The sequence below is a fragment of the Streptomyces sp. NPDC000348 genome (assembly GCF_042898795.1).
GTDB lineage: Bacteria > Actinomycetota > Actinomycetes > Streptomycetales > Streptomycetaceae > Streptomyces.
In genome coordinates this window covers 255419-277558 of the sequence record NZ_JBIAZD010000004.1, presented here as the reverse complement: position 1 = coordinate 277558, position 22140 = coordinate 255419, and the positions used below count along the sequence as shown (strand labels likewise).

Genomic DNA, 22140 nt, shown 5'->3' with positions numbered 1-22140 from the left:
CTCCCCGGGTGGCCTGGAACAGGCGGGCCGTGCCCGTACCCTGCGATCGTCCGCCGCCGGGCGGCGGCCCGGCTCACCCGGTACAGGTGAGAGGCCGCTCGTCTCAGCGCTTCAGCCAGAGCTTGCACGAGAGGATCACCAGGCCGAGTACGAGGTTCACCGCCGCCGACAGGGCCATCAGGCGCCGTCCGGCGCCGGCCCGGCGGGCGGCCGCCACCGACCAGCCCACCTGCCCCGCCACCGCGACGGACAGCGCGAACCACTGGGTGCCCTGCAGACCGAGGCCGAGTACGGGGCTGACGGCCACGGCGGCCGCCGGTGGCACGGCGGCCTCGACGATCGTCCACTCCTCGCGGCACGCCCGCAGCACGACGTGCCGGTCCGGACCGTGCTGCGCCAGCCGCGCGCCGAACAGCTGCGCGTGCACGTGCGCGAGCCAGAACACCCCGCCGGTGAGCAACAGCAGCAGCACCATCTCCAGACGCGGGAACGGGCCGAGCGTGCCGGCCCCGACGATCACCGAGGCCGCGAGCAGGGATCCGTAGACGCCGCCCGCGCAGTCGGCGTGCGCCTCGCGCCCGGCGGCGGATGTCACGGCCTCCTCCGGCCGGTTCCGTTCCGCGCGCCGGGCCGGGCGCGGTCGGGCGGCGGGCCCGGAAGCCGGGGCGTGACCAGGAAGCTGGCGAAGGTGATGCCGCCGGTGGCGAGGATGGCCGCCCGCAACCCGTCGAGCTGCGCCGACGCGTAGGTGTCCGTCAGGGCGTCCACTTCGGCCGGCGGCAGCCCGGCACGGGTGGCCGCCGTGCGCACCTGTTCGGTGGGCACGAAGGTGACCCCGGCCTCCAGGGCGATACCGACCTGCTCCCGGGCCTGCTGCGACAGCCGGGGGTCGTCCTCCACGTCCGCGGTGAAGGCGTGCGCCAGGGAGCCGATGAGCAGTGAGCCGATGAGCGCGGTGCCCAGGGCCGAGCCCAGGTTCTGCGCCGTGTACTGGAGTCCGCCGACCTCGCTGCGTTCCTCCTCGGCCGCGCCGGACTGGACGACGTTGCCGAGCTGCGAGGCGAACAGCCCCATGCCCACGCCGAGCAGGGCCATCGCCCCGGCGAAGTTCGCGTCGTCGATGACCGGGTCGATGGTGGCCAGCAGCCAGACGACGGCCGCCGCCACGGTGACCAGGGCCAGCCGGACGACCCGCCGGGGTCCGGCCCGGCGTCCCAGCCGGGCCGCGCCCAGGGAGGTGACGAGCATCGTCGCGGAGACCGGCAGCAGCCTGAGCCCCGTCTCGAAGGCGTCGAAACCCTGCACGACCTGGAGGTACAGCGGGATGGTGAAGAACAGCCCCAGCAGGATCAGGTTCTGGCTCACCAGTGACATCAGGCCGGAGCCCAGGGCGGGCCGGCGCAGCAGGGACAGGTGCACCAGCGGGTCGTCGCCGCGCTCGTCCCGGTGCCGCTCCCACCGCTGGAAGAGCGCGAGGAGGGCCACCCCGGCGGCGACCACGAACAGCGTCGGCGCGAAGCCGAGGACGGTGAAGGGCGGGTTGCGCGGCTCCACCCAGCCCCAGGTGCCGCTCTGCAGCACGCCGAGCACCCCGAGGGCCAGCCCCGCCGCGGAGAGCACGGCGCCGACGCCGTCCAGCCGGGGGCGCGTCCCCGATCCCGGTGCCTCGGTGATCGCGCCGCGCAGGAGGAGGACGGCCAGGACGACCACGACCTCGCCCGCGAAGACCAGCCGCCACGTGAGGTACGTCGTCACCCAGCCGCCCAGCAGGGGGCCCACCGCGATCCCGGCACCGGCCAGCCCGCCGACGACGCCGTAGGCGACGGCCCGGTCGGGGCCCCGGTAGGACTCGGCGACGAGGGCCGCCATGGCGGGCAGCACCAGTGCGGCGCCGAGCCCCTCGACGACCGACCAGCCGAGGACCAGCACCCACAGGGTGGGCGCGACGGCGGTCAGGGCCGAGCCGGTGGCGTAGACGACGAGACCGCCGAGGAAGACCCGTCGCCGTCCGAGGATGTCCCCCAGCCGCCCCCCGGTGATCATGAAGGCCGCCATGACCAGCGCGTACAGGGTGATGACGGCCTGGATGGCGGTGACCTCGGTGTCGAAGTCGTCGACCAGTTGGCTGATGGAGACGTTCATGACGGCCGTGTCGAGGACCATCAGGAACTGTGCCGTCCCCAGGACGATCAGCGCCCGCCAGTGCGTCACGGCCTCCCCCTCGTCACAGCAGGTCCAGTTCGCGGGCGCGGCGCACCGCCTCGTTGCGGCGGTTGACCGACAGCTTCCGGTAGGCGCTCTTGAGGTGGGTCTTGACCGTGTTCACGGACACGTACAGGTCGGCGGCGATCTCCTCGGTGGACATGGTCAGGGCCAGGCGCCGCAGCACGTCGCGCTCGCGCCCGCTCAGCTCCTCGACGACGGGGGGCGGCGGCTGCGGCGGCCGTGCGGACGCGCCGCCGCCGGGTGCGGGCCGGCCGGCCGCCGGCCGGGGCGGCGGGGCCGTGCCCAGGTAGCGCCGGATCCACGGCCCGGCCTCGGCGAAGGGCCGCCGCAGCCGCTCCCGGCGCGCCTCCGCCAGCGCCCGCGCCACCAGTGCGCGCGCGGTCACGCCGTCCCCCGCCTCGTCCGCGGCCTGCGCCCGCACCAGCAGGGCCCGGACGGTCACGGCGGGACCGGCCCGCCCCTCGGGGCGCGTCCGGTCGAGCAGCCGTACGGCATCCGCGGCCCCGCCGGTGGCGAGCCGGACCCGGGCGGCCCCCACCGCGCACGCCGGCTGTTCGTCGGGCACCTGGGGCAGCAGCCCGGCGGCCGTCCGCACGCGTCCCTCGGCGAGGTGCGCGGCGGCCGCGACGAGCGCCGCCTGCCCCCGCGCCCACGGCGAGACCGCGTCGGCGGGCACCCCCGGTTCCACCGCCTCGAGCGCGGCTCCCGGATCGCCGCACGCCAGGTGCAGGCGTGCGGTCGTCAGGGCGCGCCCGGCCTCCAGCACGGGGTCCCGCATCGCGGGGTGCGAGTCGGCCGCCGCGTCGAGCAGGGCCCGGGCCCGCCCCAGTTCGTCGCGGTCCAGGGCGACGGCGGCCAGGACGAGCCGTTCGACCCCGGAGCCGGAGGGCCGGGGCAGCCCGAACCGCTCCGTCTCGGCGAGGGCCTCGAGCGCCTTGCGTTCGGCCCTGCCGAGCCAGCCGTCCAGGTAGTCGATCAGGGCGAGCCTGCCGAGCGAGTCCTCGCGCGGAAGTGCCGTGGCCGCTCCCGGGGCGGAGTCCGCCACCGTGGACAGTGCGGCCCGCGCCGTCGCGAAGTGCCCGGCCCACAGCCGTGCCGAGCCCACGTGGTCCAGCAGCAGCGCGGTGAGTTCGGGGTGCCGGTCCAGCAGTTCGGCGGGGACCGCCTCCCGCAGTCCCTCGGCCGCCCGCGCCGCGTCCTCCGCCCGGTCCGGCGCACCGGCCAGCCGGGCGGCCAGCGCCTCCAGCAGGGCGCAGCTCAGCCGGGCCGCCGCCGCGTCCGCCGTGCCGTCGTACCGCGCCAGCTCGTGCTGTGCGCGACGCAGATGGGCCAGCCCGCCGTCGAGTTCGCACCGGGCCAGCCGGCCGGCCGCCCGCACCAGCTCCGGGGCGGGTCCCGTGCCCTCCTGCCCCATGCGGGAGAACAGTCCGGCCACCGCGTCGGAGCGCGGCCCGGTGAAGAACTGGCCGATGGCGAGGTCGTCGACCAGGGCGCCCGCGGTGAACTCCCAGTCGCCGGCGGCGGCCCCGTGCCCGAGCGCCTCCGTGAGGCGTCCGGACCGCCGCAGCCACGCGGCGGCCCGCCGGTGCAGCCCGGGTTCCAGACCGGGCAGGCGCATCCGCAGGTGGGCGCGGAGGATCTCGGCGAACAGGGGGTGGAGGCGGTGCAGGCCGTGCCCGAGGTGCTCGACGAAGGCGTTGTCCCGGCTCAGCCGGGCCAGGACGGCCTCGGCGTCGTCGCGCCCCGTGACCGCGTTGGCCAGGCCGGGACAGAACCGGTCGAGCACGCTCACCCGCAGCAGCAGGTCCTGGGTCCCGGCGTCCTGCCGCTTGAGCACCTCCGCCAGCAGGAAGTCGGCGATGGTGCTGTGCCCCGCCTCGAACTCCTTGAGGTACGCCTCCGGATCCGGGCTCTCCCCCGCCGCCAGGGCGCACAGCCGCAGCCCGGCGGCCCACCCCCGGGTGCGCTCCACGAGCGCGCGCACGGCGGCCGGGGGCAGCCGCAGCCCGTGCAGCTCCATCAGCTCGGCGGCCTCGTCCGGGGTGAGGGCGAGCTCGGCGCCCCTGATCTCCGTCAGCTCGCCCGCGGCCCGGTAGCGGTGCAGGGGCAGCAGCGGCTCGGTACGGGTGACGAGGACCAGCCGCAGCCCCGGCCCGGCGTGGTGCAGGACGAATTCCAGCTGCTCGGCGATCTCGGGGGCGGTGACCCGGTCGAACTCGTCGAGCACCAGGACCACGGGCCGCTCCCGGACGCTCAGCCCGGCGGCGAGCCGGGACTGCAGGGCGGGGCTCACGCGGTGCGCGTCCGCCGGGAACCCGATGCCGTCGGGCAGCGGGACACCGGCGGTGCGCAGGGCGCGCAGCAGGTACGCCCAGAACATCCCGGGCCCGGTCCCGGCCGACTCGGTGGTGAACCAGGCGACGGGCAGCCCCTCCAGCCGCTCCGCCCAGTCCGCGACGAGCAGGGTCTTGCCCGCGCCCGCCGCACCGTTGACCATGGTCAGCGGAGTCCGCAGGCCCTGGTCGAGGTGTCTGTCCAGCCGCTCCCGCCGCAGGTACGTCGCCGGTCGCGCGGGCACGGCGAACCGGGTCCGCAGGAACGGGTCCCCGTGCGGGTCGGCGAGGGGTTCCGCGGCGGACGAACCGCCCTCTTCAAGCCCGGTCATGGCGCTCACCGCCCCTGTTCGGCCGTGCTCCCTGCTCCTCTCAGCATCCCAGCACCGTGCCCGGGAGGCGCGCCGTGACCGGCGTCTGGGCTAGCGTCGCCGGTATGAGCGCCCCTCCCGCCCTCGCCGAGGCACTCGCGCACGGCACGGTCGTGCTCGACGGCGGCCTGTCCAACCAGCTCGCGTCGGCCGGCCACGACCTGGGCGACGAGCTGTGGTCGGCCCGGCTGCTGGCCGAGGACCCGGAGGCGGTGACGGCGGCCCACCTCGGGTACTTCGAGGCGGGCGCGGACGTGGCGATCACGGCGAGCTACCAGGCGACGTTCGAGGGCTTCGCGCGGCGCGGCATCGGCCGGGAGGAGGCGGCCGGACTGCTCGCGCTGAGCGTCGGATGCGCCCGTGAGGCGGCCCGGCGGGCACGGGTGACGCGCCCGCTGTGGGTGGCGGCCTCGGTCGGCCCGTACGGCGCGATGCTCGCGGACGGCTCGGAGTACCGGGGCCGGTACGGGCTGGGCGTGGCGGAGCTGGAGCGCTTCCACCGCCCGCGCATGGAGGCCCTGGCCGCCGCCGGCCCGGACGTGCTGGCCCTGGAGACGGTCCCCGACACGGACGAGGCGAAGGCCCTGCTGCGTGCGTTGCGCGGTCTCGGCGTACCGGCCTGGCTGTCGTACTCGGCGGCCGGCGGCCGCACCCGCGCGGGCCGGCCGCTGGAGGAGGCCTTCGCGCTGGCGGCGCGGGCGGAGGAGGTGATCGCGGTCGGCGTGAACTGCTGCACCCCGCAGGACGCCGACCGGGCCGTCGCCCTCGCCGCCCGCGTCACGGGCAAACCGGTCGTGGTCTACCCCAACAGCGGGGAGACGTGGGACGCGGGGGCGCGGGCCTGGACCGGCCGGCCGACGTTCACCGCCGGACGGGTGACGGGCTGGCGGGAGTCGGGGGCCCGGCTGATCGGCGGGTGCTGCCGGGTGGGGCCGGAGACGATCTCGTCGATCGCCGAGGTGCTGCGGGAGCGGCCGTAGCGACCCCGCGTCGGCCGGGCCCTTCTCTCTCCTCCCGCACGAATTCCGCCCGCCCCTCGGTCAGCGGCCGGTGTCCGGACCGTCCGGCCCGTTCGGCCCGGGCACGCCGAGCAGGAGCAGGGTCACGTCGTCGTCGTGGTCGGCCGGGGCCGTGATGAGGGCGCCGATCAGCCGGTCCGCCGCCTGGTCGAGGACCTTCGGGTCGGCGCAGGCTCCCCTCAGCTCGACGTCGGCGGCGCGGGCGAGGATGTCGATCCGCGCCTCGATGTCGGTGCCGGGCCGTTCGACCAGCCCGTCGGTGTACAGGACGAGGACGCTGCCCGGCGGCAGCGGCCGGGTAGCCTCCTCGAACGGCACCCCGCCGCCGCCCGGGTCGTTGACCCCCAGGGGCACGCCGACCGGTGCCCGCAGCCGGCCGGGGGGCCCGCCGGGAGGCAGCACGATGACGGGCGGGTGGCCCGCCGAGCAGACGGCGACCTCGCACGCGTCCTGGTCCAGGACCAGGTAGAGGCAGGTGACGAGCTGGCCGGCCAGGTCGCCGACGAACGCGTCCAGTGCGGTCATCAGCCCGCTGGGCGTCGCGCCCGTACGGGCCAGCGCGTGGGAGGCGGCCCGCAGCTGCCCCATGACGGCCGCCGCCTCCAGTCCCCGGCCCATCACGTCGCCGATGACGACGCCGGTGCGGCGGCCGCCGAGGGGGACGACGTCGAACCAGTCGCCGCCGACCCCGGGGTCCTGGACGGAGGCCAGGTACCGGTGCGCGCTGGGCAGGTGTGCGAGGGTGGGCGGCTCTCCCATCAGGCTGTGCTGCAGCGTGTAGGCGATGTGCCGGTGCTGCTCGTAGCGTTCGGCGCGCTCGGCCTCCGCCCGCCTGCGCCCGGTGATGTCCCGTACGGACAGCACGGCGAGGGTCTCCCGGTCGGCCTGGAGACTGCTGACGCTGACCTCCACGGGGAAGGGGGAGCCGTCTCCGCGCAGCCCGTAGAGGTCCCGGTCCGCGACCGCCGGCTGCGGGTCGCGCCGTCGCAGGTAGGCGTCGAGGAGGGCGCCCTGCCGCCGGCGCGTCGACGCGGGCGCCAGGTCGGCGGCCCGGGTGCCGACGAGGTCGCCCGGCAAGCGGCCGAACACGCGTTCCACCTGCGCGTTGGCCATGACGATGGTGCCGCTGCCGTCCGTGATGAGGGTGGCGTCGGGCGCTGATTCCAGCAGCGCGCGGAACCGCCGGTGCGCCCGCTGCACCTCGCGCTGGGCGGCGACGCGTTCGGTGACGTCGGTGACCACGCCGCAGACGGCGTAGGGGGCGCCGGACGCGTCGTTGAGCGGGAACAGGGTGGTCAGGAGCTCCCGCGGACCGTCGGGAAGGGTGAGCAGCTCCTCCCGCTGCACGGGCCCGCCCCCGGCCAGCATCGCGAGGTCGGCGTCCCGCGCGTGACGGGCGAGGCCGGCCGGCATGACGTCCAGGTCGCGGCGGCCCAGCACCCGGTCGCGGGCCAGGCCGAGGCTCTCCTCGAACGTCGTGTTGACCGCCAGGAAGCGGCCGTCCAGGTCCTTGATGAACACCGCCGCGGGCGTGTGGTCCATGAAGTCCTGCAGCAGTTCGTTCTGGCGCACCTGCCATTCGAGGCGGGCGTGGGACACCTCCACGCGGCGGCCCACCGCCAGCACCGCGAAGATCACCACGGTGAGGGCGGCCACATGGCCCCACACCAGCAGGGCGGTCCCCAGCCGCGGCCCGAACAGCCCCGCGTTCTCACCCGCCAGGACGCCCCAGCCCAGCAGGGGCGGCACGACCACGGCGGTGACGAGCAGACGGCGGCCCAGCGCGCCCGTGGTGCCCGCGTTCATCAGGAGCCCGGTCAGTCCCTCGTCCGGCCGGGTCAGGAAGGCGGACGCGCCCAGGAGGACCAGGGCCGGCGCGGTGTGCAGGGCCATCCCCGTGTAGGCGCCGAACCGCTCCAGTTCGGGCACCGCGTAGGCGGCCCCGTACAGCCGCAGCATGCCGGTGGCCCCGACCACCAGCCCCATGGCCTGTCCGGTCCACGCGGGGACCCGGCGCGTGCTCGCGCACAGGGAGGCCGCACCCGCGAGCGTCACGGCCACGGCCGTGTTCGGCCCCATCCGCCCGGGCGTCCCCGTCTGGACGTCGGCGGTGTCGTCCTCGAAGAGGAGCTCGTCGATGCCCAGGCCGGCCCCGGTGACGTACTCCGCGAGCGTGAGGGCCCCGATCACCATCGCCGGGACCGCCGCCGCACGGGCCGCCGCGGTCGTCCGCGGGCGGACCGGGTCGCGGGCGACGAGGAACAGCGAGACGCCGAGCGTCACGAGGGCCACGGCGGCGTTGGCCTTCATGGACACCGCGACACCGGGCTGCACGCTCTTCAGGACGTCGGCGCCGGTGATCCACCCGGTCAGGCCCACCAGGCCCAGGAGGGCGGCGAGCAGCGCCGCGCCCCGGGCCGCCGCGCGGGCGGCGGCCAGAGCGGGCGGGTGGAACGGCAGGCCGTCGGCCCGCTCCGCTCGTGGTGCGCCGGGCAGCCCGGGCGCCTGCTGCTCTCTCGTCACCGCGTTCCCGTCCCGGACGGATGGCAGACCCATCGCATCCATCGGCTCATATCATGCTAAGTAACACGTCAGGCATGGGCATGTGCCCGGCGCGCGTGCGGGGCGGGTGCCATCGGAGCGCTGTGACCGGGGCGGAGGTCACGGGAAGTGCGTGACCGGCCGTCGACCGTCGCCGCCCCGCCCCGCCCCGCCCCGCGCATGACGCGCGGTCGCGGGCGAAGAACGGTAGAAGTGGTAGGAGGGGGCGAGACGCCGGGCGCCGGGAATCGGCGGGACGGGATCGCCGCGGCGGGCGGTCCGCGGCACCACGGGTGTCCCCGGCCGAAGGCGTCGGCGGCCCCGAGGGCAGAACGGGCGATGATCGACATGGACGACGCCATCCCGCTCGGCGGCGATGCCGGCGGCCTCCCGGACCGGGCGGCCCCGGTCACGGCCGTCATCGACGACCGGGGCGTCGTGGCGGGGTGGAGCCCGGGCGCCGAGCGCATGTTCGGCTACCCGCCCCGGGCGGCCATCGGGCGCCCCGTGGACCGTCTGCTCGGTGCGGACGCCGGTACGGACACCGGGGCGGGGGTCCGCGCGGCCCTCGACGGACGGCGCGCGACGGCCCTGCTCAGGCACCGGGACGGCCGGCGGCTGGAGGTGCGGCTGCGGGCCTATCCGTGGGTCGACGGCGAGGGCCGCGCCCAGCGGCTCGTCGTGGCCACGCCGCCCGGGCGGCCGGACGCGGACCCGACGGAGGAGGCGGCGTTCGCGCAGTGCCGTCTTCCGGTCATGGTGTTCGACTCCGCGCTGCGGGCGGTACGGGCGAGCGCCGGTGCCCAGCGCGAGCTCGGCCAGAGCGAGGAACGGATGGCGGGCCGGCGGGTCACCGACATCCTGCCTCCCCACGTCTGCCGGGAGGTGGAGGACAGCATGAGCCGGGTGCTCGGCACGGGCGAGACCGAGCAGTTCCGCGTGCGGGGCAGGGCCCGGCCCGCGTCGCGGGAGAGGATCTGGTCCGTCACCGTGTCCCCGCTCAGGGGCCCCGACGGCCGGGTACGGCAACTGGAGCTGTCCGCCCTCGACGTCACCGAGCAGTACCTCGCCCGGGAGCGGCTCACCCTGCTGAACGACGTGAGCACCCGGATCGGCACCACCCTGGACGTGATGCGCACGGCACAGGAGATGGCCGACCTGGTGGTGGGCCGGCTGGCCGACTTCGTCACCGTCGACCTGCTGGACTCCCTGTTCCGCGGGATCGAGCCGCGGCCGTCCCCCACCGGCACCGTCACACTGCGCCGGGCGGCGCAGCAGTCCGTGCTGCCCGGGATGCCCGAGGCGCTGGCCCGGCCCGGCGACCTGAACGACTACCCCCGGTCCACGCCTCCCGCCCGCTGCCTGGCCACCGGCGAGGCCTCGCTGCACCGCACCATCGACCCGGCCATCAGGGCCTGGCAACGGGCCGACGCGGCACGCGCGGGAATGCTGCGGAACTCCGGGGTCCACTCGATCATGATCATTCCGCTGCGGGCCCGCGCCGTCACCCTCGGCGTGGCGCTCCTCTTCCGGCACCGGCGCGAGGAGCCCTTCACGGAGGACGACCTGGTACTGGCCGAGGAGATCGGCGCCCGGGCCGCCGTGGCCGTGGACAACGCCCGCCGCTACACCCTCGAACGCGAGACCGCGCTGGCCCTGCAGCGGAGCCTGCTGCCCCGGCGGATCGCCGCCCAGGAAGCGGTCGAGGTGGCCCACCGCTACCTCCCGGCCCGTACCCGGGCGGGGCTGGGCGGCGACTGGTACGACGTGATCCCGCTGTCGGGCGCCCGGGTCGCACTGGTCGTGGGGGACGTGGTGGGCCACGGGCTGCGGGCCTCGGCCACCATGGGGCGCCTGCGGACCGCGGTCCGCACCCTGGCCGACGTCGACCTGCCCCCCGACGAACTCCTGACGCAGCTCGACGACCTGGTCACCCACGTGGCGTCCGAGGAGGAGACGCCGCCGCCCCGCGGGCACGACCTGGAGGTGCCCACCGACCTCATCGCCACGTGCCTGTACGTCGTCTACGACCCGGTGTCGCGCCGCTGCACGGCCGCCGCCGCCGGCCATCCCCCGCCCGCGGTCGTCACCCCCGCCGGCACGGTGGACTTCGTCGGCCTCCGTCCCGGTCCGCCGCTGGGCCTGGGCGGGCTGCCCTTCGAGACCTTCACCTGGGACATGCCGCCGGGCGGCCTCCTCACCCTGTACACGGACGGGCTCGTCCAGGGCGCGAGCCACGACCTGGGCAGCGGCCTCGCCCGGCTGCGCCGGTACCTGGAGCGGCCCGCCGAATCGCTGGAGGCCACCTGCGACGACCTGTTCCGCACGCTGCTGCCGACGCGGCCCCAGGACGACGTCGCCCTGCTCCTCGCCCGCACCCTGGCCTTCGACGCGGGCCACGTCGCCACGTGGGACCTGCCGTCCGACCCCGCCGCGGTGGCCGACGCCCGTGCGGAGGTGGCGGCGCGGCTGGCCGCGTGGGACCTGGAGGACGTGGCGTTCACCGCCGAGCTCGTGGTGAGCGAACTCGTCACCAACGCCCTCCGCTACGGGCAGCCGCCCGTCCAGCTACGGCTGATCCGCGGAGCGTCGCTCATCTGCGAGGTGTACGACAGCAGCGGCACCTCCCCGCACCTGCGGCGGGCCCGTACGTTCGACGAGGGCGGCCGGGGCCTGCTGCTGGTCGCCCAGTTCGCCCGGCGCTGGGGCACGCGCCACCGTGCCGAGGGGAAGACCATCTGGGCGGAGGTCGAACTGCCCGGCCGCGCCGCGTGACGGCACGGCGACCGTGTCCGCGTGCGACGGCACGGCGACCGCACCGGCGCGGGCCGGAGGGTCCCGTCGGTCGCGGGGCGCCGCGGAGGCCGTGGCGAACTCGCACCGGACGGCCTTGCCCGGGTCGCGCTCCCGCACGCCCCACGCGTCCGCCGGCCCGCCGCCATCCACATCCGCGACTCCAAGACCCCGGGCCCCCCACCTGACCGTCACCCCGAAGGCCTGGACCGCATTCCTCGCCGTAGGTCCGTCGGCGGAGGGCTGACGGAAACGGCGCCATGGCCGGCGTCGTCGAGCTGACGTGGGGAGGGCCCGGCCTGTGGGGCACCGGCCGGTGTGCGGGGGTTCAGCCGTAGACCACCGACCACGGGCGCGGGGTGTCGTCGGGCGGGTGAGGGGTGTGCTCGCGTCGTGGGGTGGCGGTGTGGTGGCGGGCCAGGACCCCGGCGGCGAGTTCGGCGAAGCGGCGGGCGGCCGGGTGGGCTCCGCGGCCGGCGGGCCAGGCGCCGCCGACGCGCAGGGTGAGGGGGCGGCCCGCCAGGGGGGACCAGGCGACGCGGGGTTCCCTGCGGGCCGCCGGTCCCTGGTCGAAGGCGACTCCGTGGCCCGCCGTCACGAGGGCGAGCAGGAACTCGGGGTTGGAGGCGTGGCGGAGGCGGCCGGGGACGAAGCCCTCGGCGCGACACACGTCGAGGACGCGGTCGTACCAGCCGGGCGCGTGTGCGCGGGGGAAGAGGACCAGGTCGTGGCCGGAGAGGTCGCCGAGCGTCACCTCCGGCAGCCGGGCCAGGGGGGAGGTGCGGGGCAGGACGACACCCAGGTCCAGTGGGACGGCGGGGCCGAGCCGCAGTTCGGTGGCGTCGACGGGGTGGTGCACGAGTCCGACGTCCAGGCCGCCGGAGGCCAGCAGCCTCACCTGCTCCGCGGTGGTGACCTCCTGGAGGTCGACGGAGAGCTCCGGAGCGTGTTCCGCGCAGGCGGAGAGCAGCGCCGACAGTACGGCGGCCGTGGTGTCGGGCGGCACTCCCGCGCGCAGGGTGCCGAGGCTGCCGTCGGCGGCGCGGCGGGCCAGGGTGCGCAACCTCTTCTCCCGGGCGAGGAGTTCGTGGGCCTCCTCCAGCAGCGCCGCTCCGGCGGCGCTGAGCCGGACGCCGCGCTGGGAGCGGTCGAACAGCTCGGCTCCGAGTTCCCTCTCCAGCCGGCGGATCGCCTGGCTGAGCGGCGGCTGGGCCATGCCCAGCCGCTCGGCGGCCCGGCTGAAGTGCAGCTCGTCGGCCACGGTGACGAAAAGACGCAGGTGGCGCAAGAGATCCACGATCAAGGATCCTATGCGGAGGCCGACTTGAGGGGGCTGCCCGGTCGGCGGACCGACGACGGGGGCGGCGATGTCCGAGGACGAGCGGTGACGAGCACGCGAACAGCGGCCGAGGACCGGATCCGGCAGGTCTTCGCCGAGGCGGGCGCGCGGGGGCAGGTGCACGCCGTCCCGGTCCGTGCGGGCGCGCCGGCCGCCGGGGAGGGCGACGGCGGGCGGGAGGCCCGTGAGGTCGCCGTGGGCGCCGACGACTCCGTCGTCATCGCTTCGCTCTTCAAGGTGCTGCTGGTGCTGGAGTTCGCCCGGCAGGTCGTGGCCGGCCAGCTCGATCCGCGGGAGCGGGTGCGGGTGACCTCGGCCGACCGGCTCGGCGGCTGGGGCACCGCCGGCTGCCTGGACGACGTCGAGCTGTCGCTGCGCGATCTGGCCTACTTCGCGATGTCGGTCAGCGACAACTCGGCCGCCGACCTGCTGCTGGACCGGGTCGGCCTGGACACCGTGCGACTGCTCGCGAAGGAACTCGGCCTGCACCGGACACGCGTCGTGGGCGGCCCGCGGGACCTGCTGGAGTCGATGCTCGCGGAGGTCGGGGCACGCGACGAGAGGGAGTTCGCCGTGCGTTACCCGGCCCTGCCGGACGAGCGGAAGAGACGGCTGGCGGTGCTGGACCCCCGCCACACCACGGCCGGCACGCCCCGTGAGATCACCCGGCTGCTCCAACTCGTCTGGACCGATGCCGCCGGGCCGCCGGAGGCCTGTGCGTTCGTACGCGACCTGATGGGCAGACAGGTCTTCCGTCACCGGCTGGTGTCGGGCTTCCCGGACGACGTGGCGGTCGCGGCCAAGACCGGCACCCTGCCCGGGCTGCACATGGAGGCGGGCGTCGCCCGGTACCCGGACGGCGAGTGCTACGCGATCGCCGTGTTCGCGCGCACGCACGAGCTGACCGCCTCCCGTGCCACGGTGGACGCGGCGATCGGCCGGGCCGCCGGAATCGCGGCCGCCTTCCTCCGCGGTGACGGGCGCTGACCGGGGCACATATGCGTTCGCGTATCGGAGGTGCCGTACTCCGGTCTTGGACAAGGGAGTTCACCCCTTGGTCTGCTGGCGCCATGACCCAGGACACACACACCTCGGAGCGTGCGGACCGTGCGGGCGACTCCCCCGGCCGCGGGCTCGGTCGCCGTACGGTGCTGCGGGGCGCCGCGCTCGGTGCGGCGGCCCCGCTGATCCCGGCCACGGCGGCGACGGCGGCCACGACGGCCGCGCCCGCCGGCCACGGCCGGAGCGGTGAACGGGCCGCCCGTTCCGTGTCGTTCCGCTGGCTCGGCACCACGGGCTGGCGCATCGACGTGGGCGGCCGCACCGTGCTCTTCGATCCCTACCTCACCCGTTTCCCCACCGGCCTGTTCGACGGCGGCTTCGACCCGCGGACCGAGCTGAGAACGGACCCCGCCGCCGTGGACGCGCACATGGGCCGTCCCGAACTGGTACTGGTGAGCCACTCCCACTGGGACCACCTCGGTGACGTCCCGTACATCGCCAGGACCACCGGCGCCCGCGTCATCGGCACCGAGACCACGTACCACCTGCTCACCGCCCTCGGAGTCGACCCGGGGCAGATCTCCGTGGTGAAGGGCGGCGAGGTGCTGGACGTCGGCGCGGTCACCGTCGAGGTCGTGCCCGGCCTGCACAGCCGCAACAAGAACTGCTCGTACTTCGCCCCGGGCACGCTGAACGCCCCGCCCGCGGCGGTTCCCCGCACCATCGCGGACCTGCCCGAGGGCGACACCCTGGCCTTCCAGGTCACGGCCGGAGAGGGCGGCCCGTCGGCGTTCCTCATGGGGGCCAGCGACTTCGCCGAGCGGGCGGTGCGGGGCCTGCGCCCCGACCTCGCGATGGTCGCCGTGCCCGGCGCCACCGGCACCACCCACCGCTACGTGCCCCGGCTGCTGGACGCCCTGGACTCCCCCGGTGTCGTCGTCCCCGTCCACTGGGACAACTTCGAGCGGCCGCTGGAGGGTTCACCGGTCCGCGACCCGGCGATGGACCTCGACGCCTTCCTCGCCCGGGTCGAGGAGGCGTCCCCGGCCACCCGGATCGTCGTCCCGGACTACCGCACCGTGTACGACGGCGACATGCGGCCCGCGAGCCGGTAGACGAGACCCGCCGGGCCGGTCCGTGGCCGTCGGCCCGGCCCCGGGCGTATCCCGTGCGGCCCGTGGGCCGGCCGGCGGCGGTCCCCCTACCTCGTGCCCATGTCCAGCGTCCAGTAATGGCCCCAGGGGCCGCCCTCCTGGTGGCCCAGGCCGGCCTCCCGCGTTTCGGACCGGAGGATGGCGTTGCGGTGCCCCCAGCCGAAGCGCTCGTCGTCCTGCATCCAGAAGCGCAGCGCCTCCTCCGCCGTGGTGAAGCCCACGGCCACGTTCTCCGCCCGCCAACTGTGGTAACCGGCCTGGTCCATGGGCTCGCCGGCCTCCCAGACCAGTTTCCCGCTGGGGCCGCGGTGCATGTTGTCGCCCGTGACGGCCCATTCCCTCGGGTGGTCCTTCAGGAATTGGTTGTGGGCGTTGGCCGCGTCCGTCAGCTGCGGCGAGAAGTCGAAACCCCTCGCGCACGCGGTCATGGCCGCGCCCCCGGCGTTTCCGTGCGGCGGGTACTTCTCCGGGTGCTGTCGCGCGTCGTTGATCAAGTCGAGACTCACCTCGGGCTCCTCACGTGAAGGCAGGCCTGCCCCGGTGCGACCGAACCGGCCGACCAGGATGAGTCGGCCCTTTCCTCGATTGTCCCGGACGGGCGGCACCCCGGCATCTCGTGTGCCGGGGGCCCGACTTGCCCCTCGGGAGGGCCCGCCCGGGTCAGGTGCGGCGGAGTGCGCCGGCGCGGCGCAGGCGGCGTACGACCGAGCGGAGTTCGGCGGGCGGAGCCTGTTCGGGACGGCCGGGGGGAGGAGTGGTCCACAGGGCGAGTTCGCGGTCCCGGGGGCCGTGTTCGACGTGCGGGTCGCCGTCGCCGTAGACCTGCACCGGGTGGTGCGTGTCCCAGCGCTCCCAGCCCGGCGAACCGTCGGTGACGAAGCGCACCCACGCCCCGTGCATCGCGTCGGCCAGGTCCTGCGGCGCGCCCTCGCCCGCGAGCTTGCGGGCGTCCGGCTCGGCGCCGCTGTCGAAGACGAAGCCGAGTTCCAGGGCGTGGCAGGCGCCCAGGCCGGGGCGGTTCGAGGGCCAGGCGAACTCGTAGACGTACGAGGGGTCCCGGCGGCCGTCGGCCAGGCGGTGCAGCGGGACGCGCAGGAGGTGGTCGGTGACCAGCTGGCCGACGAGTTCCGCGGTGCCGGCGTCCGGGCGCAGGTCGCGGTAGCCGCGCGGGACCTCGCCGCCGCAGCGGCAGCGGGCCATCGCGCCGGCCAGGGCGACCGCGCCGAGGCGGTCGACACGGTCCACCAGACCGCCGGGGACGAGCCACAGGCGGTACTCGTCCCGGGTCCAGCCGGTCAGCAGCTCCACGCCGGGGGCCACGCCGTCGGTGAGCGCCTCCAGGGGGTCGCGCGGGACCAGGTCGCCGTCGGCGACGATGCCGAAGGCGGGGCCGCCGAGTATCGGGCCGCCGAGGCGGCCGACGTCGGCCTGGACGCGGAGCAGCCGGTCGCGGTCGACGGCGGCGAAGGCCTCGGCGGTGGCGGGGATCCTGAGCCGGTTCGCCATGCGGCGGACCATCCGGCGCGCCTTGTCGCGGTCCGTGGTCTCGGGCGGGCCGCTCTGCAGGACGGCCCGGCGGACCAGTCCCCGGGCCTGCGGGGCGGCGAGGAGCGCGCCCGTGCTGATCGCCCCGGCGGACTGGCCGCCGAGGGTGACGCGGTCCGGGTCGCCGCCGAAGGCCCCGATCGACTCGTGGACCCAGTGCAGCGCGGCGAGCTGGTCGCGCAGGCCGGGGTTGGCGGGGGCGTCCGGGAAGAGTCCGTAGCCCTCGACGCCGAGGCGGTAGTTGACCGACACGAAGACCACGCCGTCACGGGCGAAGGTGTGACCGTCGTAGACCGGGACGGCGGAGGAGCCCCTGGTCAGGGCGCCGCCGTGGAGCCAGACGAGGACGGGGAGGCGGGCGCCGGGGGCGGGGTCGGGGGTCCACACGTTGAGGTTGAGGCAGTCGTCGCCGGGGACGGCCGGGTCGGACAGGTACTGCGCGAAGGCCTCCGAGTACGGGGGCTTCGGGGCCGTCGGCCCGAAGGCGGCGGCCTCGCGCACGCCGTCCCAGCGGTCCGGCGGGGCCGGCGGGCGGAAGCGGCGGGCGCCGAAGGGGGGTGCCGCGTAGGGGATGCCCCGGAAGACGGCCACGTCCCGCTCCCAGCGGCCGCGCACGGCTCCGTACGGGGTTTCGATCACGGGGTCGCCCCGGTCCGCCGTCATGTGCCCACCAGCCCTTCACCGCGCCGCACCGCCCCGCGCACCGGACGGACCCGCCGGTGGCACGGGAGCGCCGCGACGCTCTTCGGTATTCCCGGGTCCGTGTGAGAGTCCTTCCCGCCCCGGCGTACCGGATCTACAGTAGGAAGCGCTTTCTATCCGGCGGAGAGGTGGATTTCCTATGGTCCGTGCGGGAAGTGCCGGTGTGACGGCCGGGCCGACGCTGGCGGTGGTGGCCCGCGAGGCGGGGGTGTCCGTGCCGACCGCGTCCAAGGTGGTCAACGGCCGCGAGGACGTGGCGCCCGAGACCCGCCGCCGCGTCACCGAGGCACTGGACCGGCTCGGGTACATCAGGAGACCCCGGTTCGACGCCGGGAGGGTGCCGCGCCTGGTGGACCTCGTGGTGCACTCGCTGACGGCCTCCGGGTCGGGCGCGGTGCTGCACGGCGCGGAGGAGGCGGCGGACGACGCGGGGCTGGAACTCGTCGTCTCGGCGGCCCTGACGCGCAGCCGTGCGGAGCGGCCGGAGCGGGGCTGGCTGGACAAGCTCGTCCTGCGGGGTTCGGCAGGAGTGCTGTTCCACCTCGCCGAGCTGAGCGGGCAGCAGTACGCCTGGCTCGCCCAGCACCGCATCCCGTTCGTGATGATCGACCCGGTGTTCGAACCGCCGCCGGGTGTCGTCTCGGTCGGGGCGGCGGACTGGCGGGGCGGGATGACGGCGACCGAGCACCTGCTGGCCCTGGGGCACGAGCGCATCGCGGTCGTCGCCGGACACCGGCACACGCTGTGCGCCGACGCGCGGGTCGCCGGCTACCGCTCGGCCCTCGCCGCGGCGGGGGTGCGGCACCGCCCCGAGTACGTCCGGCACGCCGGTCCGGGTGAGGGCGCGGCCGGCCGCCGCATGCGCGAACTCCTCGATCTGCCCGAGCCGCCCACGGCCGTCCTCGTCTGCTCGGACCGGATGGCGCTGGGGGTCTACGAGACCCTGGCCGAGCGGGGTCTGCGCGTACCGGACGACATGAGCGTGGTCGGCTACGACGACCTGCCCGAGGCCCGCTGGCTCACCCCGGCCCTGACGACGGTCCGCCAGCCCCTGTCCGAGATGGCGGCGACGGCGCTGCGGCTGCTGCTGCGCATGATGGACGGCCACCGCCCGGAGAGCACCCGCACGGAACTGTCGACGCGCCTGGTGGAACGCGCGAGCACGGCGCCTCCCGGGCCCCGTGCGGGCGGTCGCGGCTGACGGACGGCACCGTTCCGCGGCACGGCCACGCCGCGGCGTCCTGCGGTACGGCCACGCCGTGACGGCCTGCGGGTACGGCGTCCGCCCGGCGGCGGAGCCCGGGGGGGGACGGCCGGGCGGGACCGCGGGACGGCGCCCCGCCCGGTACGGCGTGACACAGGTCACGGCGATGCGCGGCTCGATCTTGGAATGCCCGGCTCGCCGTCCTTGCTGCACCCCTTATGGGCTTTCCCTGTCCCGGGGTGCGCCGGGCAAGGGTGCCCGGCGCGACCGGCCACGAGAGCCGGGGACGACCTCGGTCCCTCCCCCCGGCCCGATCCGGCCCGCCGTCTTCGAAAGGTTCCTCCGCACCATGCCCCTGGCTCTGCTGGCCCTGGCCGTCGTCGCGTTCGGCCTCGGCACGACCGAGTTCGCCACCATGGGGCTGCTGCCCCAGATCGCCGACGGGGTCGGCGTCTCCGTGCCGGACGCCGGCAACCTGGTCTCGGCCTACGCGCTCGGCGTCGTCGTCGGCGCCCCCGTGCTGACGGGCATCGGCGCGCGCGTGCCCCACAAGCGGCTGCTGCTGCTCCTGTCCGGTCTGTTCGTGGTCGGCAACGTCGCGTCCGCGCTCGCCCCCACCTACGGCCTGCTCTTCGGCGCGCGTTTCCTGACGGGGCTGCCGCACGGGGCGCTGTTCGGCGTGGGCGCCGTGGTGGCCTCCCGGCTGGTCGCCCCCGAGCGGGCCGCGCGCGCGGTCTCGAGGATGTTCCTCGGACTCACCGTCGCGAACATCGTCGGCGTCCCGGCCGGCACGGCCCTCGGCCAGCACCTGGGCTGGCGGTCCGCCTTCCTCGCGATCGCCGTCATCGGCCTCGCCGCCCTCGCCGCGCTGACCCTGTTCGTCCCCCACCAGCCCCGCGGCGGGCAGTCCGGCGTCCGGCACGAGCTGCGGGCGATGGGCAACCGGCAGGTCGCCATCGGCCTGGCCGTCGCCGTGGTGGGATTCGGCGGCTTCTTCGCCGTCTACAGCTACCTGGTGCCCATCCTGACGAACGTGACGGGCATCTCCGAGTCCTCGACCACCCTGGTCCTCGCGCTCTACGGCGTCGGCATGACGCTCGGCACGCTGGTCGCGGGCCCGCTCACGGACCGCGCCCTGCGCCCCACGCTGTACGCGGGGCTCGCGCTGCTCGCCGCGGCGCTGGTGACGTTCTCCTTCACCGTCCACAGCACCTGGCCCGCCCTGGTGACGATCACCTTCATCGGTGCGCTGGGCTCCTTCATCACCACGCCCGTCCAGATGCTGCTCATGGCCAAGGCGAAGGACGCCCCGACGATGGCGGCGGCCTCCAACCACTCCGCCTTCAACCTGGCCAACGCCGGCGGCGCCTGGCTCGGCGGGCTGGCCCTCTCGGCGGGCTGGGGCTGGACCTCCCCCGCCCTGGTCGGCGCCGCCCTCGCCGTGGCCGGCCTCGGTCTCGCCCTCACGGGCGGCCTGCTGAACCGGGAGGACCGCCGCTCCGAGGTGATCACTTCGTCCTCCGCCGGGACCCCCGCGGAGGCCGGCCGGGTCACGGCGGCCCACCGCCCGGACTGACCTGCCCGCCCGCCCCGGTCTCCAGGGGACCGGGGGCCGGCGCCCAGGAGCGCGGGGCGGCCGCCCAGGTGATCCCGCCGCGCAGGTGGGCGCGGAAGGCGGGGTCGTCATAGGCCTCGGCGGCGTGGCCGAGCGCGGTGTAGAAGACCCGCCCGGCGCCCTGGTCGCGGCACCACGCCAGGGGGTGGTCGGGGCCCATTCCGCCTCCCTCGTACGACGACTCGTCGGCGCGGAGCAGGACCCGCACGCCGGCCGCACGCGGGTCGGTGCGGAAGTCGTACCACTCGTCGGTGAACTCCCAGACCGGGGGCAGGTGCCGGGTCGCCGGGTGGTCGTGGTCCTCGGTCACGGCGCGGCCCGGCTGAAAGGCGGGGTGCCGGTCGAAGCGGGCGCCGAGGAGTTCGCCGTAGTACGGCCAGTCGTACTCCGTACAGGCGGCCGCGTGCACCCCGACGAACCCGCCGCCCGCCTCGACGTACGCCCTGAGCCGCTCGCGTCCGGCCGGGGTGAGCACCTCGCCGCTGGTGGAGAGGAAGACGACGGCGGCGTACCGGTCCAGCGGTTCCTCGAGGGCGGCCGGGTCCTCGGTCGCGTCGACGGTGAGGCCGCCGAGCGTGCGCAGGGCCGCGACCCCGGCGGGGATGGAGTCGTGCCGGTAGTCGGTGGTGCGGGTGTACACGAGGAGTGCGGGGCGTGCGGGGGCGGTCATGCGCATGAGCCTATGCGGCGGGCCGAGGGCGGACGGGGCGGTTCCGCGGAGCCGCCCCGTCCGGACCCGCGGGTCCGATTCCTTCAAGACCGTCGTAGGGGTGCGGTCCTACGGTGGGCCGCATGAGCGCACGATTCGATGCCATCTCAATGGTCGTCTCGGACATGGCCGCCTCCGTCGCCTTCTACCGGCGGCTCGGGTTCGCCTTCCCGGAGGGGGCCGGGACGCGGGGACACGTGGAGGCGGAACTGCCGGGCGAAATCAGGTTGTTGCTGGACACGGAGGAGGTGGTCCGGTCCTTCCACGCGGAATGGGAGCCGCCGTCGGGCGGGGGCAGGACCTCCCTGGCGCTGCGGTGCGACAGCCCCGCGGAGGTCGACGCCCTGTTCGCGGCGACGGCCGGGGCCGGGGGCCGCGTCGGACTGAAGCCGTGGGACGCGGTGTGGGGGCAGCGGTACGCCGTCGTCCTCGACCCGGACGGGAACGGGGTGGACCTGTTCGCTCCGCTACCCGCGGGCGAGTAGGCCGCCCAACGGCATCCCCGTCAGCCGCTTCACCTCACGGGCCAGATGGGGCTGGTCCGCGTAACCGGCGCGGATCGCCGTCTGCGCGAACGGGACGCCCGAGCGGGCCAGGGCCAGGGCACGGCGCAGGCGGAGGATGCGGGCCAGGGTCTTCGGGCCGTAACCGAACGCCGCGAGGGAGCGGCGGTGCAGCTGACGTGCGCCCAGGCCCAGTTCGTCCGCGGTCGCGGCGACCGGGCGGCCCTCGTCGAGGGCGGCCACGAGACGGCCGAGCAGGGGGTCGGGCGGGGCGGTCTCCACCGCCCGGCGCAGGGCCAGGTCCTCCAGGCCCCGCGCCGGGTCGTCCGCGGCGTTGACGCGGGCGGTGTGGCGCCGTACGGCCGCCGCCGGCCACAGGTCGGCCAGGTCGACGCGGCGGTCGCGCAGTTCGTGGGCGGGGACGCCGAGCAGGGCGGGCGCGGTGCCGGGGTGGAAGCGGATGCCCGCCCAGGTGGCCGGCGGTCCCCCGGCGGGGTGCGCGCGGGTGTCGGGGCCGGCGACCAGGAGGCGTCCGTCGTGCCAGAGAAGGTCCATGCAGCCGTCGGGCAGCACCGCGCCCTGCCCGTCCCCGGACGGGGTGCTGGTCCACACCACCGCGCCGGTCAGCCGTGACGCCCGCTCCCTGTACACGCCCCCAGGCTACGCCGCGCGGGTCCGCCACTCCTGGGGGCCGGCGTCGTAGGTCCGTTCGAAAGCGGCGGAGAGCGCGAAGGCGCTGCCGCAGCCGACCTGACGGGCGACGGCGCCGAGGGGGTCATCGGTGGCGCGGAGGCGGTCCGCGGTGAGGGCGCGGCGCCGGCCGGTGAGGTACGTCATCGGGGGTTCGCCGACGAGTGCGGTGAAGCGGCGGGCCGCCGGGTGGCACGGGCCGCCGAATGGCGCGGGCCGCCGAATGGCGCGGGCCGCCGAATGGCACGGGCCGCCGAATGGCACGGGCCGCCGAATGGCACGGGCCGCCGAATGGCACGGGCCGCCGAATGGCACGGGCCGCCGAATGGCACGGGCCGCCGAATGGCACGGGCCGCCGAATGGCACGGGCCGCCGAATGGCACGGGCCGCCGAA

General features: G+C 75.9%; 16 protein-coding genes and 1 pseudogene. 7 read left to right on the top strand and 10 right to left on the bottom strand.

What is annotated here, in order from left to right:
* Positions 1-103: 103 nt before the first annotated feature.
* From ACFY3N_RS10845 to ACFY3N_RS10835, 3 genes are read right to left on the bottom strand one after another with little or no spacing between them, the layout of a single operon-like run.
* Positions 104-595, bottom strand: a complete 492-nt coding sequence (locus ACFY3N_RS10845; protein WP_390816284.1) for a hypothetical protein — start codon at positions 593-595, stop codon at positions 104-106.
* Positions 592-2211: an MFS transporter gene (locus tag ACFY3N_RS10840; protein ID WP_390816283.1), complete on the bottom strand. Its 1620-nt coding sequence runs from the start codon at positions 2209-2211 to the stop codon at positions 592-594. The genes ACFY3N_RS10845 and ACFY3N_RS10840 overlap by 4 nt, the downstream gene beginning before the upstream one ends.
* 13 nt (positions 2212-2224) lie before the next feature.
* Positions 2225-4891 carry a LuxR C-terminal-related transcriptional regulator gene (locus tag ACFY3N_RS10835; RefSeq protein ID WP_390816282.1) on the bottom strand — a complete coding sequence of 889 codons (2667 nt, stop codon included), beginning with the start codon at positions 4889-4891 and terminating at the stop codon, positions 2225-2227.
* Between the two features lie 104 nt (positions 4892-4995).
* On the opposite strand from ACFY3N_RS10835, the gene mmuM reads away from it, so the two are divergent.
* Positions 4996-5910 carry a homocysteine S-methyltransferase gene (mmuM, locus tag ACFY3N_RS10830; protein ID WP_390816281.1) on the top strand — a complete coding sequence of 305 codons (915 nt, stop codon included), beginning with the start codon at positions 4996-4998 and terminating at the stop codon, positions 5908-5910.
* A gap of 60 nt (positions 5911-5970) precedes the next feature.
* On the opposite strand, the gene ACFY3N_RS10825 is transcribed toward mmuM, so the two are convergent.
* Positions 5971-8505 (bottom strand): SpoIIE family protein phosphatase, encoded by a 2535-nt coding sequence (locus ACFY3N_RS10825; RefSeq protein ID WP_390816280.1) that lies wholly within the window; start codon positions 8503-8505, stop codon positions 5971-5973.
* Positions 8506-8838: 333 nt separating this feature from the next.
* Between ACFY3N_RS10825 and ACFY3N_RS10820 the strand changes: the two genes are divergently transcribed.
* Positions 8839-11265, top strand: a complete 2427-nt coding sequence (locus tag ACFY3N_RS10820; protein ID WP_390816465.1) for a SpoIIE family protein phosphatase — start codon at positions 8839-8841, stop codon at positions 11263-11265.
* A gap of 346 nt (positions 11266-11611) precedes the next feature.
* On the opposite strand, the gene ACFY3N_RS10815 is transcribed toward ACFY3N_RS10820, so the two are convergent.
* Positions 11612-12580, bottom strand: a complete 969-nt coding sequence (locus ACFY3N_RS10815; protein WP_390816279.1) for a LysR family transcriptional regulator — start codon at positions 12578-12580, stop codon at positions 11612-11614.
* A gap of 87 nt (positions 12581-12667) precedes the next feature.
* On the opposite strand from ACFY3N_RS10815, the gene ACFY3N_RS10810 reads away from it, so the two are divergent.
* Entirely contained in the window at positions 12668-13609 is a 942-nt protein-coding gene (locus ACFY3N_RS10810) for a serine hydrolase (protein ID WP_390816278.1), read from the top strand.
* A gap of 83 nt (positions 13610-13692) precedes the next feature.
* Entirely contained in the window at positions 13693-14739 is a 1047-nt protein-coding gene (locus ACFY3N_RS10805) for an MBL fold metallo-hydrolase (protein ID WP_390816277.1), read from the top strand.
* Between the two features lie 86 nt (positions 14740-14825).
* On the opposite strand, the gene ACFY3N_RS10800 is transcribed toward ACFY3N_RS10805, so the two are convergent.
* Positions 14826-15284 carry a CAP domain-containing protein gene (locus tag ACFY3N_RS10800; RefSeq protein ID WP_390816276.1) on the bottom strand — a complete coding sequence of 153 codons (459 nt, stop codon included), beginning with the start codon at positions 15282-15284 and terminating at the stop codon, positions 14826-14828.
* Between the two features lie 154 nt (positions 15285-15438).
* Positions 15439-16986: a carboxylesterase/lipase family protein gene (locus ACFY3N_RS10795; RefSeq protein ID WP_390816275.1), complete on the bottom strand. Its 1548-nt coding sequence runs from the start codon at positions 16984-16986 to the stop codon at positions 15439-15441.
* Positions 16987-17164: 178 nt separating this feature from the next.
* Between ACFY3N_RS10795 and ACFY3N_RS10790 the strand changes: the two genes are divergently transcribed.
* Positions 17165-18226, top strand: coding sequence for a LacI family DNA-binding transcriptional regulator (locus ACFY3N_RS10790; RefSeq protein ID WP_390816274.1), 1062 nt, complete (start codon positions 17165-17167; stop codon positions 18224-18226).
* 352 nt (positions 18227-18578) lie between these two features.
* On the top strand, positions 18579-19805 hold the full coding sequence (locus ACFY3N_RS10785) for an MFS transporter (RefSeq protein ID WP_390816273.1): 1227 nt from the start codon (positions 18579-18581) through the stop codon (positions 19803-19805).
* Here ACFY3N_RS10785 and ACFY3N_RS10780 read toward each other — a convergent pair.
* Positions 19780-20514, bottom strand: coding sequence for a ThuA domain-containing protein (locus ACFY3N_RS10780; RefSeq protein ID WP_390816272.1), 735 nt, complete (start codon positions 20512-20514; stop codon positions 19780-19782). The two genes, ACFY3N_RS10785 and ACFY3N_RS10780, sit on opposite strands and share 26 nt — an antisense overlap.
* A 122-nt stretch (positions 20515-20636) precedes the next feature.
* Here ACFY3N_RS10780 and ACFY3N_RS10775 point away from each other — a divergent pair, with 122 nt between their 5' ends.
* Positions 20637-21038, top strand: coding sequence for a VOC family protein (locus ACFY3N_RS10775; RefSeq protein WP_390816271.1), 402 nt, complete (start codon positions 20637-20639; stop codon positions 21036-21038).
* On the opposite strand, the gene ACFY3N_RS10770 is transcribed toward ACFY3N_RS10775, so the two are convergent.
* Positions 21021-21707: a helix-turn-helix domain-containing protein gene (locus tag ACFY3N_RS10770; protein WP_390816270.1), complete on the bottom strand. Its 687-nt coding sequence runs from the start codon at positions 21705-21707 to the stop codon at positions 21021-21023. The two genes, ACFY3N_RS10775 and ACFY3N_RS10770, sit on opposite strands and share 18 nt — an antisense overlap.
* 9 nt (positions 21708-21716) lie before the next feature.
* Positions 21717-21929 (bottom strand): annotated as a pseudogene (locus ACFY3N_RS10765) (helix-turn-helix domain-containing protein); the annotation flags it as partial.
* Positions 21930-22140 lie beyond the last annotated feature (211 nt).